Origin of the sequence: Pelosinus sp. IPA-1 (assembly GCF_030269905.1) — a bacterium.
GTDB lineage: Bacteria > Bacillota > Negativicutes > DSM-13327 > DSM-13327 > Pelosinus.
The window spans coordinates 257,533-276,895 of record NZ_BSVC01000001.1 but is presented as its reverse complement, the minus strand read 5'-3'; the positions used below and the strand labels follow the sequence as shown (position 1 = coordinate 276,895).

Below are 19,363 nucleotides of genomic sequence, written 5' to 3'. Positions count from 1 at the left end.
ATACGTTTTAGTGACCGCCACAGCATCCGCCCCCGTGGTTATGACCATGATGTCCGTGACCCCCACAAGCATGGCGCGTACCATCCTGTGCCAATTTTATTTTCTTCATACTATTACATTTTGGGCATGGAATTTCATATCCATGTTTGCCCCCTTCTGTACAAGGTTCTACTTCCCAAACTTCGCCGCAATCACTACACTCAAATTTTCGATTCACGATGGATCTGCCCCCTTTATTTTATTATATATAACCAACTAGAATTATTGAGCATATGCCCATTTATATTATACTCTCATCTGATTAAATAATGCAATATAAACCAATTTAAAATTAGGGCATGTATTTATATTATATTGCATTACATTTGTAAGGGATTCAGAATATTATGATAAAAAAATTTAGGGAATACTTAGACTGTATTTATTGATTCGGACATGTAATAAGAAAGGAAATTTACCTAAAACTAGGCAAGGAGGATTGCATGTGATTACGATCTCCAGAATGGGTTTCAAAGTAGAGATAGACTCCTTTTTTAGTGATAAGCAAGATAATTCTATATATGTCTTAACTAAAACATTACAACAATCTAAGCAACTAGAAGAAAGATTAAAGAAAGGAGTCAAGGAAGGCAAGACTTTTGGATGGTGTATAAACACGTTAAAGGGAACACAAAGTGATTAAATCTATTAAAAGTAAAACCTCCTACGGTAGTTATTTTTTCTACCATAGGAGGTTTTTCATTAGCCTAATTGGGATGATTTTCCTGTATTTCCAACTCCAATGATACAAAATACCCCTATGGTTGCTAAAAGGACTCTGAAATCCCTGCAAAATGGTATTATAATATGTGCAAAAAAAAAGAACCAGAAATAGTTCTGGTTCTTTGCTCATTAATTATTGGTTCACACATGGTCCACTGTTATTACCATTTTCCATCATACCGTTTTGCATCTTCTCATGATTCTTCATCATGCCCTTACCCATCATGCCACCCTTTTGCATTATTTTCTGCATGATAGGTGCTGTTTTCTCCATGCCTTCTTTCAAGGTAGCTGCTTCTTCACTTGTAATCGTTCCATCGGTAACCGCTTGCTCGATCATTTGTTGATGGTGGTTCATCATTTGATTATGGTCGCCTTGCATCTTATCATGATTCTTCATCATGCCATTCCCCATCATGCCACCCTTTTGCATGATTTTTTGCATGATAGGTGCTACTTTCTCCATGTTTTCTTTTAAGGTGGCTGCCTCTTCAGTTGTAATGGTTCCATCGGTAACAGCTTGCTCGATCATTTGTTGATGATGAGTCATCATTTGACTATGATGTTCATTCATTGGATTAACAGACTCTGTTGCTGCAAAAACGGGTATCGCAATAAGCGCCGCTAGCGCTACCATTAATAAGATTTTCTTTTTCATATTTATTTCCCTCCACATTTTATATGCTTAGCTCTTGATCAGTATCCTGTAACTGATAAGATGCCTTCTATATTCATAGTATAATCGAAGAATGTGGATTTTTTATGGAGAAACTGTGAGATTTTCATGAATTTTCAAGGGTAATAGCAATGAAAATGAGCTGCCATGTCCTAAGGTACTTGTTACATGAATCTGTCCTCCCTGGGCCAAGGCTAGTTGTTTGACAATAGCAAGCCCAAGACCCGTACCGCCACTTTTTTTCGTCCGCGCTGGATCGACGCGATAAAAATAATCAAAAATATGTTCCTGATCTTCTGCGCTAATTCCGATTCCCGTATCAATTACACTTATTTTTGCCATACCCGCCTCTTCAATTGCTGTGACAGTAACCTTACCTCCTGCACTTGTATACCGAATTGCATTGATAACGAGATTATACAGAATCTGATTAACCATAGCAGCATCGCCCCAAAGTGGAGGCATCTTATTTGTTTCTAGGTTAAGGGCAAGCCCTTTTTCCTCCGCTACAGATTTCATTTTACTCACCACTTGGCGCAAAATCGAATTAATATCAAAAGTTGTACATTCAGGATGGATTTGTCCCGTCTCTAATAAAGAGAGATCCCTTAAGTCATTGACCATCTTTGTTAATCGATCTACTTCTTCTGTTAAAGAATCTATTTGTTCCTTATCAGCCTCGATAATTCCATCACCAATACCTTCTAGATTCGCCTTTAAAATAGTGAGTGGCGTACGAAGTTCATGAGCTACCCCAGCTAAAAACCGTTGCCGAAGAATAGTATTGGATTTCAACTTTGCCGTCATAGCATTAAATGCCATTGCCAGTTGTCCAACCTCATCCTGACGATTCACTATCACACTAGCATCAAGATTACCTGCCGCCACGTCATTAACCGCCTTATTAAGTTCAATCATGGGTATTGTAATACTACGGGCTAGATAATAACTCACAATAAGACCTATCAGTAACATAGCGCCAACAACGAATAACAAGGAGTGTTGTAAGGAGCTAATAAATTGTATTTCTGGCCCTCCCATCATAGACATCATTTCTCCATGATTCCGCATTCCATGCATTTCATGCATATTCAAATAGCGACTAAAATGAGATGATACCTGGAAATTTACGACAAGCATTAACCCAACAACAACAGCTGTCGTTGTGGTAAAAAAGATAATCGTTACCTTAGCAAGCAAACTACGCATGCTGTTCACCTGCCAATTTGTAGCCGACGCCATATACGGTTTTTATATAAGGAGATTCTCCAAAGGGTTCACCTAGTTTTTTTCGCAGATTTTTTATATGTGAATCAACGGTTCGCTCATAGCCTTCGAAGGTATATCCCTGTACTTTTTCAATCAATTGCAGCCTTGAAAAAACTTGTTTTGGATGTTCTATAAATAATTCCAGCATTTTATATTCCGTAGGTGTTAATTCCATGGTTGTTCCCTTTACAATTACATTATGGTTATGAGGCTGCAAGATTAGATCTCCGAACCGCAACACAGCCTGCATTTCTCCTTTCTGCTCTACAGGCTGTACCCTTCGAAGAATAGCCCTGATCCTGGCGATCACCTCTCGTGGGCTAAAGGGTTTCGTAACATAGTCATCGGCACCAATCTCCAAACCAATGATCCGGTCAGCCTCCTCCACTCTAGCCGTCAGCATAATAATTGGCACATTGCTTTTACGTCTAATTTCTTTGCAAACGCCCCAGCCATCCATTCCTGGTAACATTACGTCCAGTAACACTATATCTGGATTACCTTTATCGACTTTAGCAATTGCTGATAAACCATCCTGTGCTGTTTCTGTTACATATCCTTCCTTATTTAAATACGTAACTAGTACTTTTAAGATTTTTTCATCATCATCTACGACTAATACCTTCACATTAACACCTCTTCTTCTCACTTACGCACTAAAATATCATTAAAACAATCATACCTTACAATTACAGAATGTGCATCCCATATAATATTATACAAACCATTTGTGGAGAAATGATGGAGGTAGATTAAGAAAAACGCCTTGGCATATTAATTAAAAACATTTTAAACACGAAGACATGAAGGATATAAATTCCTTTGGGGAATTGTGTGGGATAACAATTTTTTTGAAACACAAAGACACAGAGAGCACAAAGAAAAAATTGGATAGGAGGGAAAAGGGAATTGAACCGCAGAGACGCAGAGGATACAGAGAATAGGAGATTTTTATGGCAAACCATATTATAAATGCTACTCTGCGCCCTCTGTGGTGCTCTGTGTTCTCTGTGTTTCAACATTCTTATCCTATAGCAATAAAGAAGGCCTATAAATCTCATAACTGAGATTTATAGGCCTTCTTCTTATTTACTCCAATTTTCTAACAGGTATTTTTCTGCTTCCGTGCACCATAATCCCTTATTTCTTTGGGTTATTTCAGCTAGTTTTGCATAATGGGGATTTTCTTTACCCAGTTCTGCAAAATCAGCAATTGCCGTTAATTCCATGTTGATACTGGTATAAATTAATTTTTTCCCCGCTGGTACCTCTGGCAACCTTAAAGTAGCCTCAGCGGCACTATCAAGCCCGCCTATATGAGTGACCATAACAGCTGGATTAATTAGCTTCTTCTCTGTCATCCGTAATGATTCAATCATATCATTGGTATTCCCTCCAGTAGTCCCAACAATATGAGTGGAATTATAGTGTACATTATAAAAATTACACTCTCCAGAGAAATTAATATCTGTAGGACCTGCAAAGAAGTTCAAGCAACCATCTCGTCCTAAAATTTTATCGCCTTGTTCCACTAATGGTTTTACTGGAGCAAACACATAAACATCATCAAACCCAGTGCCCCCCGTAATATTTCGCAAATATCCAGGTGCGTCCGCCATATCTTTTGTATTTACAAAAACAAGTTCAATACCATTTTCCTTAGCTTCTTCTATGGAAAAAATACTCTCTGCTCTTTTTAGTCTGTTCTCATCCACATCCGTTACTACAATCATTTTTGGTCTTCGGTCACAATGGAGCGCATAATCAATTGCACCAAGTCCCATTGGGCCTGCCCCAGCTAAAATAGCCAACTTTCCGCCTTCAGCAATTCCCATTTTGTGCTCATAGCTGCCCATTGTCGTATGGTAATTGGCATGAAAAGATCCAATAATACAAGACATTGGCTCTGCCAAGGACGCTTCATAATAAGATTCACCTTCATATTTGAGTAAGCATCCTAGCTCCATAACTTCCTGAGGCATAATCACATAGGTAGCAGCCCCACCACAATAACGGTAAGAATAACCAGGAGAATCCATACTGCCCTTATAATTCAAAGCTGGCTGCATAGAAAATTTTTCTCCAACTTTAAACTGATCTTTCCATTTAGAACCCACTTCAACAATATTACCAGCCATTTCATGTCCAATGATAATCGGATACTCGGCAATATCTGCAGGAACTCTTTTGTGATCGCTTGCCAGTACTGCTGCCTTGTAGCTCGACATACAAATACTATCGGAAATGACCTGTACTAATATTTCATCTTCTTTTATTTCAGGTAATTCAAACTCATCTAACCGTAAATCTTTTTTACCATATAATCGTACTGCTCTTGTTTTCATTTTATAGCCACCTTTATCAATTTTAATGTTACAAATACTTCCACTGTACTTTTTTCTCTAGTTCTCTAATTACCTCAAGAGAACTAGGTTCTGTACCACAAGTCATTACATTGGCCGTGCCAGCAGCAACAGCCAGTGTTACTGCGTCTTCAAAAGAACTTCCTTTATCTATGGCGTAAGCAAGGGCAGCTACCATTGAATCGCCTGCTCCCACAGTGCTTTTCACATCTACTTTAATACCCTCAGCAAAGATAGTAACCTGTTTATTTAGAAACAAGGCTCCCTTCTCTCCCATAGAAACAACTACAATTTCTATACCGTATTTTCCCATAAGATCTTTAGCACATTCTACCGTGTCTTCCATGCTATTAATCTTTCTGGCAAGTAGTCTTTCTAGTTCATGAATATTTGGTTTTATCAGATATGGTCCCGCTTCAATTCCTAGTTGTAACAGTTCTCCATCTGCATCAAGAATAGCCTTGGCACCCTTTTCTTTTGCCCTTTGAATCCACTTTTGATAGGTGGCAAGATCTACATTAGGAGGGACACTGCCCGAGAAAACAATAACGGTTTTTTCATTGACAGACTCTGAAATAATATTATCAATTTTTTTACTATCCTCAAGGGTGATATCTGGTCCTATTTCATTTATATCCGTATTTGTATGTTGCATCGGATCTACAATCTTGAGATTCGTCCTAGTTTCCCCTTTGACAAAAACAAATTCATTGGCAATACCCATTTCATCTAGATAACCTTTGATAAAAGTCCCTGCTTTGCCGCCAAGGAACCCAATGGCCTTACTTTTCCCTTCTAAGTTTAATATAACCTTTGAAACGTTAATCCCCTTGCCTCCTGCATCTACCCTTGCCGAAGCTACTCGATTCACCCTATTTATATGCAGATCATTAATTTCTACTGTTTTATCAACTGCTGGATTTAAAGTAACAGTAATTATCATTATTTTCCTCCAGAGACTTGATTTTTTTGTGCTAATTTGAGCTATGAAATAAGTTATAGATATATTCACTATCTGTTGTTGTTCTCAGTACCTCTACCATACTATCATCTTCTTCATTAATCGCGGTAGCAATGTTAGAAAGAATACTCAAATGTTCATTTCCTACACCTGCGATACCAATTACCATATAAGCCGTTTCGTCACCAAAGGAAACTCCTTCTGGGAACTGCAAGACAACCATTCCAGATTTTTTAATATTTTCTTTTGCTTTACCTACACCATGAGGAATGGCAATTCCTTTACCAATATAGGTCGTAAGATCCTTTTCTCTTTCAATCATAGCTTCAATATACTCTTCATCTACATAACCGCTCTTATAGAGCAAACTGCCGGCCATGCGAATGACTTCATCTCTTTCCATGCTTTTTAAACCTAAGAGAATATTACTTTTCCGTAAAATTGCACTATCTTCTTTATCATCAGTATTTTCTTCTACAATAACGGAACCATTTATAGGCTGTAGCCTTTTACTTATTGTTTCAAAAACAGGATTATCGATAAAATCTCTTACTAATATATATTCAGAATTAGGTGCTTTACTTTTTGCGCGAGCCGCTAGCTTTTCGTGAGTGACGACGATTTGAGCATCACTAGGAATCGCTTCAATCGCACAATGCACCACCTCGATATTAAATCCAGCTTTCTTAAATTTGTTGCGTAAGGTTGTTGCCCCCATCGCACTCGACCCCATGCCTGCATCACAGGCGAAGATAATTTTCTTAATATCGTGGTGTTTAACGATATTACCTTTAAGTTCTTTCACACTTTCTTTTGCTTCTTCCAATTGAGAATCATCTTGTTTTGCACTAGCTTGTTTAACAAAGATGGAAGCGATTAAAAAGGAAACGACTGTCGATACCAGAACTCCGGTGAGTACTGCAAAGTAACCGCCTTTTGGTATCATAGCCAACACTGCAAAGATACTACCGGGAGAAGGACTTGCTACTAAGCCAGCACCTAATAGATTAAACGTAAATACGCCGCTCGCGCCCCCACCAATAACAGCAAGTAAGAGAAGTGGGTTCATTAATACATACGGGAAATAAATTTCATGGATACCACCCAAGAAGTGAATAATTATAGCTCCTGGTGCGGATTGTTTGATCATGCCTTTAGAAAACATCCAGTAAGCAAGTAGAATACCAAGACCTGGGCCAGGATTGGCTTCTAATAAGAAGAATACGGATTTTCCTACTTCTTTTGCTTGTTGTATGCCAATTGGACTTAAGATACCATGATTCATAGCATTATTTAAAAATAATATTTTTCCTGGTTCAATAAACAAGGAGACTAACGGCAATAAGCCTGCATTTACAATGCTTTCTACTCCATTTTTAAGAATTACATTTAAAGATACAACCACAGGGCCAATTCCTGTATAAGCTAATAATGCCAGTAATGCACCAATAATACCTGCTGAGAAGTTATTGATTAACATCTCAAAGCCAGCTGGTACTTTTCCTTCAATCGCCTCATCAAACTTTTTGATAACATAGCCACCAAGAGGCCCCATAATCATGGCGCCAATAAACATAGGGATATCAACCCCAACTATCACACCAATGGTAGCAATTGCCCCTAGAACACCACCCCGACTATCTGACACCATTTTACCACCGGTATAACCAATCAAGAGAGGAAGTAAATAGATTATCATCGGTCCAACTAGTTTGCTTAAATATTCACTTGGTAACCATCCCGTAGGAATAAAAAGTGCTGTGATTAAGCCCCAAGCGATAAACGCTCCAATGTTCGGCATTACCATGCCACTTAAAAATCGACCAAACTTTTGGACTTTTTCTTGTATTCTACCCTCACCCATATTTATACCCCCATAAGATTTTTATTTTTCATCCAATAAAATTCTTCTAATACATTGCTTACTTCTTTCACTGCGTCTTTCTCTGCTCCTTCTTGTAGCAGCCTGATAAAATCAGGTCTTTCTACAAGCATCTTACTAAGATGGCTGATTGTTTCTATCGCATGTTCGCTACTTTTTTCTGGTGCTATCATAATAATTCCTAGTGTAACTTCTTCTTTTTCTCCCTTTCCATTCATTGCATAAATTTGTTTTACGTTCTGCACTACACCAAAATGTAGTTTTTTCATTGCCTCTGTCCGGCAATGAAGTAGAACAAACCCATGTCCTGTAATAAAAGTTCCACCCTTTTCTTCTCTGTCTTGTAAGGCTGTAGCTAACTGATTTACCATTTCATCATTTGTACCTAGTAAGGAACTTACCCCCTGAATCATTTCTTCTATCGTATTAGATTCATAGTCTTTTAGGGTGAAAAAATTTTCTAGAATTTCAAGAATTGCCACTGCATATTGCTGCAGTACATGCAGTTTATCTTCAAATCTAACTCCATCAACATTTTTACTAGGATAATACTCCACCTTATTTACTAACAATTTCATTTGAGTGTTGATTCTATTTTTATCTTCTTCAAAGAGTAACGGATTGACAGTTACTACTGGAATAGAACAATAATCAATCGAAACTGTTGAAATAATGAAGTCAATTTTTTTTTCTTTTAGCCTTGTTTCTTCAATGTGAATCGTAGAAATAATCTCTACTATTTGAATGTTGTCGTACTCTTTTTCTATCTTTGTTGCCAACAATCTAGAAGTCCCCATGCCAGTTGAGCAAGCAATGGCACAACGATATACAGGTTTTGGCAACCGTTTACCCGTTTCGATAGCAGCTCCTAGGTGCATTGCGATATAGGCAATCTCAGAGTCAGGCATAATAATACCTAATTGTTTTTCTACCACGACAGCACATTTTCTACTAATGGCTACTAGCTCAGGATAGAAGTTTTTAATTTCTTCCAAAAAAGGATTTCGAATATCTAAGTTCATTTTCAATCGACTAATAGCTGGCCCCAAATGATTGACTAAGCCGACAAGTAAATTTTCATTTTGGATTAATAGACGCCCTGTTTCTCTTTCCGCAATTTTAATGATTTCCTTTGAAATCTTCACCAATTCAAAATTACCGACAATTTTGCTAGTATCTTTTATATAATCATTCCGGTTTTTTGAACCTCTAATATGCATCGTAATATAACCAATTTCAGATTCTGGGATATTGATGCCAAAATTTTTTGCAATACTAGCCACCATATCTGTTGCCACCAAATACTCCGGATATCTTTTTAATTCTTGCAAAAACTCTTGGTCAATTGTAATTTCTTCATTCTTTCTGATTCTTTGCACAGCAAGCGCTAAATGAACAATTAACCCTACATAAGCACTGTCCGCTAGCTTATGCTCCATTTTTTCTTCTGCTTCATGTATCGATGATTCTAATTTATGAATCACTTCTTTATCAATTAGGTTTAGTAATCTTCTACGAGTTTTTGTTTCAATATCCGTTGCTTGATTCGTCGATTTCACTAAGCTATTTCTTATAACTCCTAGTAATTGGTCTTCTTCGATATTCTCATAAATAAAATGCACCATAGCTTTTCGAATATTAGTTTCTGGGCCTTCAATATAAACCCCTAAACCAGGTTTTCTGACCAATGTAATTCCTTGTTTTTTAAACCACTGTTCTACTTTATCTAAATCGTTACTAATTGTTCCCTCTGTTACTTTTAATATTTTAGTAAAATTATATAACTTAACTGATTCTTGATTCTGCAATAACTCACTAACAATCACGATTTGTCTTTCTTTTGGGGAATATAAGTTCTCTTCCTTTTCCCCTTTTAGAATCTCAAGAATCATTGTCTTTCTATCGTGACTACCATTTACCTTAATACCTGCCCCTGTCTTTTTACTCAGACTGCATCCTTTGGAAATAAGCCAATCTTCCACTTCTTGTAATTCTCTTAAAATTGTTTTTGCACTAACACCTAATTCTTTGGCAATGGCAGAAATCGTTACATACTTATCTTCTGCACAAATTCTAAGCAAGATTTTTTTCATCCGTGAATTCAGTTTATTATCTTGCATAAAATCCCTCCATACCCTTACCTTATCGCTATTATACTGTCCCTATTTTTAAAACTATCAGGTAAACTAAGAGCAAGTTAGCCTCAGTTTACCTGATGTAATCATTTCCCCATACTTAACGTAATCGGCTAACTAGTTCATCATATTTAGGACTCGTTAGAAAATTACTAATGGAAATATGCTCTGCATGTGCAGCAATCGTTTTTGCTCTTTCTGTTAAACTTTCATGAGTAATAACAATTTCAGCATCTGCAGGAATGGCCTCAATAGCACAATTCACTACTTCAATCTTGAGACCCGCTTTTTGAAATTTATTACGCAAGGTTGTTGCCCCCATAGCGCTTGACCCCATCCCCGCATCACAAGCAAAAATTACTTTCTTAACTGTTTTTCTCATTGGGCTGCCCTTGAGCTCTTTTACACTTTCTCTTGCTTCCTCTAATTGAGAATCATCCTGTTTTGCACTGGCTTGTTTGACAAATACAGAAGCAATTAAAAAGGATACAACTGTTGATACCAGTACCCCAGTAAGTACTGAAAAGTAACCGCCTTTTGGTATCATAGCTAACACTGCAAAGATACTACCAGGAGAAGGACTTGCTACTAAGCCAGCACCTAATAGATTAAAAGTAAATACGCCGCTTGCACCCCCGCCAATAACTGCGAGTAACAGAAGTGGATTCATTAATACATAAGGAAAATAAATTTCATGGATACCACCCAAGAAGTGAATAATCACAGCCCCTGGTGCCGATTGTTTGATCATGCCTTTAGAGAATGCCCAATAAGCAAGTAAGATTCCTAGACCAGGACCAGGATTGGCTTCTAATAAGAAGAATACGGATTTCCCTACTTCTTTGGCTTGTTGTATGCCAATTGGACTTAAGATACCGTGATTCATTGCATTATTTAAAAATAGTATTTTTCCTGGTTCAATAAACAAGGAGACTAAAGGCAATAAGCCTGCATTTACAATGCCTTCTACCCCATTTTTAAGAAATACATTTAAGGATACAACCACGGGTCCAATTCCTGTATAAGCTAATAATGCCAGTAATGCGCCAAGGATACCTGCTGAAAAGTTGTTAATTAACATTTCAAAGCCAGCCGGTACTTTTCCTTCTATCGTTTCGTCGAACTTCTTAATTACATAGCCACCAAGAGGCCCCATAATCATGGCACCAATGAACATAGGGATGTCCACCCCAACTATCACACCGATAGTTGCAATTGCACCAAGAACACCGCCCCGGCTATCTGCCACCATTTTACCGCCGGTGTAGCCGATCAAAAGGGGAAGCAAGTAGATAATCATTGGCCCAACCAGTTTGCTTAAATATTCATTTGGCACCCAACCAGTAGGGATAAAAAATGCTGTAATTAAGCCCCATGCGATAAAGGCTCCGATATTGGGCATTACCATGCCACTTAAAAATCTGCCAAATTTCTGAATGTTTTTTTGGCTTGTACTCGTGGTGCCTGTTTGAGTATTCAGTTGAATAGTTGACATCAAATATTAACCTCCCTCATTTTTTTCACCGCAAATCGCCAAGTTTTTTCTGCAGAAATATTCTCTCTATTCCGGTAATGTCATTATAAGTCCTTTTATACAAACCTTCAATTTAAAGATATATGCATAAGTCCATAGTGATTAGAGACAAAATTAAAGATCCAAGTATAAGACATATTTTATCCCTACTTGAATCTCTCATTCTCCCATTAAACTCTTAAATTTATTTATCTAGCAACATCATACACTTTTTGAACTACTCTCTGAGGAGTAATGCTGTTCATACAACTTGCCTCTCCCTTAGGGCACCTTTGCTTATGACAATAATTGCAGGACAGTTGACTAGAAACGATTCCATTTTGCTCACCTAAGGGTGCATATGTAGCTGGATCTGTTGGTCCAAATATCCCTACGGTTGGTACTCCAAGTGCCCCTGCCATATGAAGAGGTCCCGTATCTCCTGCTACTAGGACGGAAGCTTGCTCGATTAAAGCTGCCATCTCTAGTAAACCGGTTTGACCAATCGCATTCACGATTTTTACACCTGCTTGGCCCTCAATCTCTTTGCCGATATTCAATTCTCCCCTACCACCACACATAATAATCTTAAAATCCTTAGCTAGAAGCTTAACAGCTTCTATAAAATAAGCAGGCGGCCAATTTTTTGTAGGCCAAGTCGTTGCGATAATTAATATTAGAATTTTTTCATGTGCAAGCACAGCATGCTCCGCAAAAAAGCTTTTGGCAAATGCTCTAGCGTCTTCTGGTATACTAAGGCTCATCCTATGATCCACTGATTGGATCCCCAAACAGGGTAGAACACCAAGATACTTATCTGTAATATGTTTGCCTAGCGATTTACCCGTCTTGGTCATAAAATGTGGGTTTAATTCTCTTGCATCCCTCATACCGATACGTCTTGTTGTTTTTACCTCTCTTATTATCATCCCGGTTAAAAATAAGCCATGTATATCAAGAGCCGCATAAAAATCTTTTTTTTGTAATTTACTTCTTAATTCGCGCCACATCTCAAAAGCTTCCTTAAATTGGAATGTTCTTAATTTCTTTTCAAACTTTTCCCTAGACCAAACTATAATTTCATCTATGTAAGGATTCTCTTTTAAAAGATCCGCTGAAACCTCCCCAACAAGCCAGGTGATTCTACAATCTGGCCAAGCCGCTTTCAAAGATCTTGCCACTGGCGTACAGTGAATGACATCGCCAATCGAGCTTAATCGAATAATTAATATTTCCTTGGACACAAAAATACCTACCTTTGCCTAATGTTATAGAAAAAACAACCTATTTATTATTGTACCTTTTTTCGGCAAAAAAATCCTGTTTTTCCCTTCTATAAAGTGAAGATAAGACTCAAATATTACCTCTACTACTAATCCATTTAATAAGGTCATGAACCATACCTAGTCTTACTTTACATACTAAAAAAATCGCTGACCACTTAGCTATCAATAGCCTGTAGTTAGCGATTCTTCTATTATGGCTGCCATGCTTCTTCTTAATTTAAAATTGCCTGCTCTGTCTCCTTATTAAATAGGTATATTTTATCTGTATCAATTGCTATCTTAATATGTTCCCCTGCTTTGGCAGTGGTTTTAGGAGTAACACGTGCTACAAAAGCACTATCCTCTACCTTCATAAAGAGATAGGTTTCAGCTCCCATAAGCTCTGTAACTTCAATAGAAGCATCAATTATACTATCACTAAACTCTTCAAGACATTCTATATTGTCATATAAGTCTTCGGGGCGTATCCCCATAATCACTTCTTTGCCTATGTACTTTGTAAGTTTTAAGATCTCCCCCTTACTCTCTGGCAATTTTATGCTGTTTTTGCCAAAAGTAAGATATACACCCGTCGATTTATTTTCAATCTCAACCTTGACAAAATTCATCTGGGGACTACCAATAAATCCCGCAACAAATAAGTTGGCTGGCTTAGCATAAAGGATCTGGGGAGAATCTACCTGCTGTACCAGTCCATCTTTCATCACTACAATGCAAGTCCCCATAGTCATGGCTTCTCGTTGATCATGGGTCACGTATACGAAGGTAGTTTGTAGCCTCTTATGTAACTTACTAATCTCAGTACGCATTTGGTCACGAAGCTTGGCATCTAAATTGGATAATGGCTCATCCATTAAAAACACCTTAGGATCTCTGACAATCGCCCGCCCTAAGGCTACACGTTGTCGCTGTCCACCAGATAATGCCTTGGGCTTTCGATCAAGAAGATGGGTAATGTCAAGAATCTTTGCAGCCTCCATAACCCGTTGTTTCATTTCTTCTTGCGGTATTTTGCGAATTTTTAAACCAAATACCATGTTCTCGTAGACTGTCATATGAGGATATAAAGCATAATTTTGGAATACCATTGCAATATCCCTATCTTTAGGAGGTACCTCATTTACCAACTTACCATCTATATAGAGTTCACCTTCTGATATATCTTCAAGTCCCGCAATCATTCGTAGAGTGGTAGATTTACCACACCCAGACGGACCTACTAAGACCAAAAACTCACGATCAGGGATTTCTAAATTAAAATCCTCTACAGCAGTGACGTTACCAGGATATCGTTTGTAAATATTTTTCAATTGTAAACTCGCCATGTGTATTACTCCCTTTTATAAAATTCCCCTTGCTACCAAACAGGTAGACCTACCCCTCTTCCAAAGTGGTGCTTTTGCATATCGCCTTATACTCGACTGGAGTTCTACCCGTCATGACTTTAAAGACCTTAAAAAAATAAGTATAATTATTAAATCCTGCCATCTTTACGATCTCTTTTAGTTTTATATCTGTGCGCTCCATTAAATACTTTGCCTGAGATACTCTTATGTTGTTCAAATACTCGGCAAATCCAATGCCGCAATCCTCCTTAAAGGTCCGGCTTAAGTAAGAACTGTTAATACCAATCTCTTGGGCTGCCTGATATAAAGATACATCCTGTGTATAATTTCGTCGTATGTATTGTATGGCTTTTCTCGTAGAGTCTGTATAATTTTCACTATCATCTGCACTTAAAAGTAGATTGATGAGTCTTTCGTATACACCACCAATCCATTTTTTCACATCCATAACCGTTTCCTGCTTTTTCATCTCGTCATAAGGTATATCTTTATTACTATATATTTCTTTCACATCAATGGAAGATTCCCTTGCAATGCGATTTGCAATACCGATAAGTTCAATGCAAATCATTTGAATTGCTTTATAACTGACTTTGAGTGTTATTATCTTATCAAAAACAACAGTAAGATAGTGGGTAACACTTTTGGTATTACCTGCCTTAATGGCCATCATAATCAGTTTTTCATCTTTTACATCAAGATTAAAGAAATCAATCCCACTGCCAAGATTAGAAGATTCTCGGAAAATTTGATCTTGCCCCGTGATTATCTTCTCACTTAATGTTTCATTAATCTCTTTATAAAGTTTGCTTATATCTCCTATATTGTAAAATAAACGACTGAGACTAAAGCATGCTGTAATGTTTAGGTAACGTTTAAAACTCTCTCGTATCCGCTTAACCGTTGTCGCTACATGATTATCGATATATAACTCACTGCGGATTGTTCCAAAATGAAAAATAATAACAAATTTACCCTCATCAATAAAAGACATGGTTCCATTTCCCATATCCTGCAATATATCTTCCATTACATCTTTAACGGATGATATGAATCGGCTCATCTCCTCCTGAGTGAAACGGTTTTTTAAAAATTGAAGGTCGTCAATTGCTACCACCACTAACAACAAGTGGCTCACGTCAATCGGTAACTCCAATTCTTTTACTGTTTTGCTGATGAGCTGTCTATCATACATACTACCTACTACTAACCGCTTTATAAAATCCTGTCGTAAAATTTCCCTACTTTGTACTAATTGCTTCATAACTTTATGCTCGCGATTAATTTTTTCACTTGCTATTCTCAAAACTTTTAGTAAGGTTACACTATCCAATTTGTGCTTTAAAAGATAATCGACTGCTCCATTTTTAAGACTTTCTTTTACGTAATCAAAATCTTCATAACCGCTAAGAGCAATACTCTTTATGTCAGGATTATGTACGCTAAGATAGGAAATAAGAGCAACTCCATCCATCAAGGGCATAAACATATCGGTAATCACTATGTCAGGTGTGCTAGCCTCAATGACTGCTATAGCGTTTTGACCATTCGTAGCTTCGCCACATAGGACAAAACCATGTTTCTTCCAATCTATCATTGTTTTGAAATTACTTCTAGCTGTATAATCATCATCAACAATTACTACCTTGAGCATACCTGTTCACTTCCTTGCTTTAGCGCTGGTATTGTAATCTCAACCGTTGTGTAAAGACCTTGAGCACTTTCAATTGATAGGCCATACTGGGCACCAAAGTACATTTTTATCCTTTCACCAGCGTTGGCAATACCGATTCCATTTACCCGCATAGCCTCACACTCCTGATCCTTTTGCAAGATAACTTCTAACTCCTCTTCTGGTATACCAACTCCATTATCCGTTATCGTAATTTTGATATCTTTGTCATAGAAAAAGCCTTTAATTACCACCATGCCCTGTCCATCCATTGGCCCGATACCATGAATCAGTGCATTTTCTACCACAGGCTGCAAAAGAAGCCTCGGAATTTTGCATTCTAAAATTTCTGGTTCAATATCAAAACTCACTTTAAATTTATTCAGATACCGATATTCTTGAATATTTATGTAATTCGTAATGTATTCCAATTCTTTCTCAATTGTGATAAGGTCATCCCCCTTTCCCATGGTCATGTGAAACAATTGAATTAGAGAAGTGGTAAGACTCTCAATATTGTTAGCCTTTTGTGATTTTGCCAAAAATTTTACTGTATTTAGCGTATTGGAAAGAAAGTGAGGATTAATTTGCGCTTGCAAAGCCTTTAACTCTGCTAACCTTTTTTGATTTTCTTGATTTTTTATATTATCCATTAGGCTTTTAATCTCAATCAGCATGTTATTAAAATTTTGAGTAAGCTCACCAATTTCATCATTGCAATGATCCTGAACAATTACCGATAGATTTCCTCCTTGTACCTGCTTCATTCCTTTGCGCAGCCGATTAAGGGGTGCAAGGATACTAGAAGAAAAAAGATACGCCAAGAGTACCGCTATAACAAAACAAATAATAGCGATAAAAATAGCACCCGCATAGATCTTCTGAGAATCAGAATTGATGTAGGAAAAGGGGATTGTGCTTACTACAAACCAGTCAACTCCCTCCACTGGGGCAAAGGACACAAGATATTTCTCGCCTTCAATGTCTAATGAAAATACATGCTGGCTAACTTCAAAATTCTCTTTTATTTTCCCCATCATCTTTGCATCAAAATAAGGTTTTGTTACTGGTATGTGAGGGCTACGGCTAGATATTACCCGTCCCGTCTTATCCAGAACAAAAATTTCGGACCCTTGACCAATATCAATATCTTTATAAATATTTGATAAGTATCTTTCATTGGTACGAATCATTAGATAGCCAATACGATCTCCCTCGGACAAAGCTCGAACGGCACGCCCAAGTAAGACGCCATTGCTTTTACTTAGTTGCTCGGCACTTGTAGCATGTTTGACTAAATGATATTCATTTTCTGTATTAATGGGTACCCATACCACACCGCCATCTTTTTCATGAAGCTGGCTGAGATAGTTATCAAGATAATCCTGTTTCAGATTAAAAGAAAATCCAGCATCACCATAGGCATTTATCTTTTTCCCACTTTTTGTATAGAGTAATACATCGGAAACATCGTGGAGAAAGGAAAACTTTTTTACATGGTTTTCTCTCATAATGTAGATTGCATGTTCAAGCTCCCATTCTCCCATTTGGTCATAATGGACAAGTGTGTTTTGCACTACATCAGAAAATCCAATCTCCACACTATCGTTTTCTAGTCTATCTAGCTCCCTTTTTATATTTTCACTTACTTGACTCATAACTTGTAAGGAATAGGTACTAATCTTTGCTTTTAAAGCATCGCTAGAATCTTTATAAACCAAAATAACAGTGATTAGTAAGGGAATAATTGAAAGTATGGTAAACAATAGCACTAATCTAGTTCTTATTTTAAAATTTCGAAAGATTTTTATCATCATAGCCATCCTTTGATGGCTATTTCACTGAAGAAAGTTTTCCCATGATCCATCTCTATCTCCCATTTTCCTGCCACTAAAGGGCAATACAATTTATTCATATGGAATATTTTACCACATATAGTATCTGTATTGTATCACACTGGCAAACAAAATGTTTACTTTGTCTTTACTGTTCGGGAATACTTATAAAATGGAATACATTCCAGGAAAGTTTCGGCAATATTGTTGTAAAGCTTTGATTTCCAGTTACAACAGATGCGGATCTTGGAATGACAGTGTCAGGCTTGTCAAATGTATTTTTAGCGAACAAGTCAGGACCATCCATAATAATATGCTCTGTCATTTTAACACTGCCAAAGGAACGTAAGTCGATAGAAAATTGTGCATTCTCTTGCATATCACAATTTAAAGCAAATAAGGTGATCCTCCCTTCTTCTTTATGATAGATGGCAGCAGTTTGCACTGTGGGAACTTCTCCATACAGGGGTGTAGAAAATTTTTCCGATTGGGTTAAGGTTTTTAGGGCTGTTCCTCTGCCATAAAGAGATACCTGTTTGAAGGGATAATAGATAGACTGTTTTAAAACCCGCCCGTCTTTTTCGGTAAAGATGGGGGCGATAACATTGACTAATTGGGCTAAGCATGCCATTCTCACCCTGTCGCAGTTATTTAATAGGGTACATAACATACCACCAAATACTAATGCATCTAACAAAGAATATTGATCCTCAAGAATGGCAGGTGCCTCCGTCCAAGGAAAACGTGTCTGTCTTTTGATATACCACACATTCCACTCATCAAAAGACAGCTTCATGATTTTTTTACTTCTTACCTTTGCTTTCACATAATCAGCAGTAGCTGCTACTGTTTTTATAAAGTCATTCATATCGGCAAAGGAAGCTAAGAAGTCTTCTATGCAGCCTTCATTTTCATAATATCGGTGAAGGGATATATAATCTACCTGTTCATAAGTATGTTCTAATACAATTCTGTCCCACTCTGGGTATGTTGGCATCCAGGGGGAGGCACTACCACAAGCTACAAGTTCGATAGAAGGGTCAATCCACTTCATAATTTTGGCTGCTTCACGAGCCTTTTTACCGTAATCTTCTGCAGTAAGCCCACAAGTCTGCCAAGGTCCGTCCATCTCGTTGCCAAGGCACCAAACTTTTATATTATGTGGCTCCTTATGACCATTTTTTATCCTTAGTTCACTCCAGTAGGTACCTGCTGGGTGATTACAATATTCCATCATATATCCAGCATCTTGGGGTGTGCCAGTACCTAGATTGACTGCTGCCATTGGCTCTGTACCAACTTTTTTACACCAATCGACAAATTCATCAATACCAATTTGATTGGATTCAATGGATAACCAAGCATAATCTAATCTCTTAGGACGATCCTTTACCGGGCCTATACCATCTGTCCAATTGTATCCTGAAACAAAGTTCCCACCAGGATAGCGGACAACTGGTACAGCAAGGTCACCTACCAATTCCATAACATCTTGCCGAAAACCTTGCTCATCGGCCGTCTTATGGGATGGTTCATAGATGCCAGAATATACAGCTCTCCCCAAATGCTCAATAAAAGAACCATATAATTTCGGATCAATTTCGGCGATGCTATAATCCTTATCGATAATACATTTTGCTGTTTTCATTTTCTACCTCCATAA

14 protein-coding genes and 1 pseudogene are annotated in these 19,363 nt (G+C 37.6%); 1 reads left to right on the top strand and 14 read right to left on the bottom strand.

Annotated elements, in window-relative coordinates:
• Window positions 1-7 precede the first annotated feature (7 nt).
• Complete coding sequence (locus QSJ81_RS01210; protein ID WP_285715589.1) at window positions 8-217, bottom strand: hypothetical protein; 210 nt, start codon at window positions 215-217, stop codon at window positions 8-10.
• 267 nt (window positions 218-484) lie between these two features.
• On the opposite strand from QSJ81_RS01210, the gene QSJ81_RS01205 reads away from it, so the two are divergent.
• Window positions 485-682, top strand: a complete 198-nt coding sequence (locus tag QSJ81_RS01205; protein WP_285715588.1) for a hypothetical protein — start codon at window positions 485-487, stop codon at window positions 680-682.
• Window positions 683-895: 213 nt separating this feature from the next.
• On the opposite strand, the gene QSJ81_RS01200 is transcribed toward QSJ81_RS01205, so the two are convergent.
• The 13 genes and pseudogenes from QSJ81_RS01200 to arfA form a co-directional block, all read right to left on the bottom strand.
• Window positions 896-1,420 carry a hypothetical protein gene (locus QSJ81_RS01200; protein WP_285715587.1) on the bottom strand — a complete coding sequence of 175 codons (525 nt, stop codon included), beginning with the start codon at window positions 1,418-1,420 and terminating at the stop codon, window positions 896-898.
• A 102-nt stretch (window positions 1,421-1,522) separates the two neighbouring features.
• Window positions 1,523-2,647 carry a sensor histidine kinase gene (locus tag QSJ81_RS01195; protein ID WP_285715586.1) on the bottom strand — a complete coding sequence of 375 codons (1,125 nt, stop codon included), beginning with the start codon at window positions 2,645-2,647 and terminating at the stop codon, window positions 1,523-1,525.
• On the bottom strand, window positions 2,640-3,335 hold the full coding sequence (locus QSJ81_RS01190; RefSeq protein ID WP_285715585.1) for a response regulator transcription factor: 696 nt from the start codon (window positions 3,333-3,335) through the stop codon (window positions 2,640-2,642). The genes QSJ81_RS01195 and QSJ81_RS01190 overlap by 8 nt, the downstream gene beginning before the upstream one ends.
• A gap of 457 nt (window positions 3,336-3,792) precedes the next feature.
• Complete coding sequence (locus tag QSJ81_RS01185; RefSeq protein WP_285715584.1) at window positions 3,793-5,052, bottom strand: zinc-binding dehydrogenase; 1,260 nt, start codon at window positions 5,050-5,052, stop codon at window positions 3,793-3,795.
• Between the two features lie 28 nt (window positions 5,053-5,080).
• The gene (gene pfkB / locus QSJ81_RS01180; RefSeq protein ID WP_285715583.1) at window positions 5,081-6,013 is read right to left on the bottom strand and encodes a 1-phosphofructokinase; all 933 of its coding nucleotides are present in this window, start codon (window positions 6,011-6,013) and stop codon (window positions 5,081-5,083) included.
• 31 nt (window positions 6,014-6,044) lie between these two features.
• Entirely contained in the window at window positions 6,045-7,895 is a 1,851-nt protein-coding gene (locus QSJ81_RS01175; protein ID WP_285715582.1) for a PTS mannitol transporter subunit IICBA, read from the bottom strand.
• A 2-nt stretch (window positions 7,896-7,897) separates the two neighbouring features.
• A complete protein-coding gene (locus tag QSJ81_RS01170; RefSeq protein ID WP_285715581.1) occupies window positions 7,898-10,033 on the bottom strand; it encodes a PRD domain-containing protein in 2,136 nt (711 codons plus the stop codon).
• Between the two features lie 118 nt (window positions 10,034-10,151).
• Window positions 10,152-11,543: pseudogene (locus tag QSJ81_RS01165) on the bottom strand (PTS mannitol transporter subunit IIBC); the annotation flags it as partial.
• A gap of 227 nt (window positions 11,544-11,770) precedes the next feature.
• On the bottom strand, window positions 11,771-12,805 hold the full coding sequence (locus QSJ81_RS01160; RefSeq protein ID WP_285715580.1) for a glycosyltransferase family 9 protein: 1,035 nt from the start codon (window positions 12,803-12,805) through the stop codon (window positions 11,771-11,773).
• A 254-nt stretch (window positions 12,806-13,059) separates the two neighbouring features.
• A complete protein-coding gene (locus QSJ81_RS01155) occupies window positions 13,060-14,172 on the bottom strand; it encodes an ABC transporter ATP-binding protein (protein WP_285715579.1) in 1,113 nt (370 codons plus the stop codon).
• Window positions 14,173-14,221: 49 nt separating this feature from the next.
• Window positions 14,222-15,847 carry a response regulator transcription factor gene (locus QSJ81_RS01150; RefSeq protein ID WP_285715578.1) on the bottom strand — a complete coding sequence of 542 codons (1,626 nt, stop codon included), beginning with the start codon at window positions 15,845-15,847 and terminating at the stop codon, window positions 14,222-14,224.
• The gene (locus QSJ81_RS01145) at window positions 15,835-17,682 is read right to left on the bottom strand and encodes a cache domain-containing sensor histidine kinase (RefSeq protein ID WP_285715577.1); all 1,848 of its coding nucleotides are present in this window, start codon (window positions 17,680-17,682) and stop codon (window positions 15,835-15,837) included. The genes QSJ81_RS01150 and QSJ81_RS01145 overlap by 13 nt, the downstream gene beginning before the upstream one ends.
• Before the next feature lie 166 nt (window positions 17,683-17,848).
• Window positions 17,849-19,348, bottom strand: a complete 1,500-nt coding sequence (gene arfA / locus QSJ81_RS01140) for an arabinosylfuranosidase ArfA (RefSeq protein ID WP_285715576.1) — start codon at window positions 19,346-19,348, stop codon at window positions 17,849-17,851.
• Between the last annotated feature and the right edge of the window lie 15 nt (window positions 19,349-19,363).

Excerpts from the sequence above, each read along its gene's own strand:
- QSJ81_RS01200 (WP_285715587.1), bottom strand. The coding sequence starts at position 1,420 with ATGAAAAAGAAAATCTTATTAATGGTAGCGCTAGCGGCGCTTATTGCG.
- QSJ81_RS01195 (WP_285715586.1), bottom strand. The coding sequence starts at position 2,647 with ATGCGTAGTTTGCTTGCTAAGGTAACGATTATCTTTTTTACCACAACG.
- QSJ81_RS01185 (WP_285715584.1), bottom strand. The coding sequence starts at position 5,052 with ATGAAAACAAGAGCAGTACGATTATATGGTAAAAAAGATTTACGGTTA.
- pfkB (WP_285715583.1), bottom strand. The coding sequence starts at position 6,013 with ATGATAATTACTGTTACTTTAAATCCAGCAGTTGATAAAACAGTAGAA.
- QSJ81_RS01175 (WP_285715582.1), bottom strand. The coding sequence starts at position 7,895 with ATGGGTGAGGGTAGAATACAAGAAAAAGTCCAAAAGTTTGGTCGATTT.
- QSJ81_RS01170 (WP_285715581.1), bottom strand. The coding sequence starts at position 10,033 with ATGCAAGATAATAAACTGAATTCACGGATGAAAAAAATCTTGCTTAGA.
- QSJ81_RS01155 (WP_285715579.1), bottom strand. The coding sequence starts at position 14,172 with ATGGCGAGTTTACAATTGAAAAATATTTACAAACGATATCCTGGTAAC.
- QSJ81_RS01150 (WP_285715578.1), bottom strand. The coding sequence starts at position 15,847 with ATGCTCAAGGTAGTAATTGTTGATGATGATTATACAGCTAGAAGTAAT.
- QSJ81_RS01145 (WP_285715577.1), bottom strand. The coding sequence starts at position 17,682 with ATGATGATAAAAATCTTTCGAAATTTTAAAATAAGAACTAGATTAGTG.
- arfA (WP_285715576.1), bottom strand. The coding sequence starts at position 19,348 with ATGAAAACAGCAAAATGTATTATCGATAAGGATTATAGCATCGCCGAA.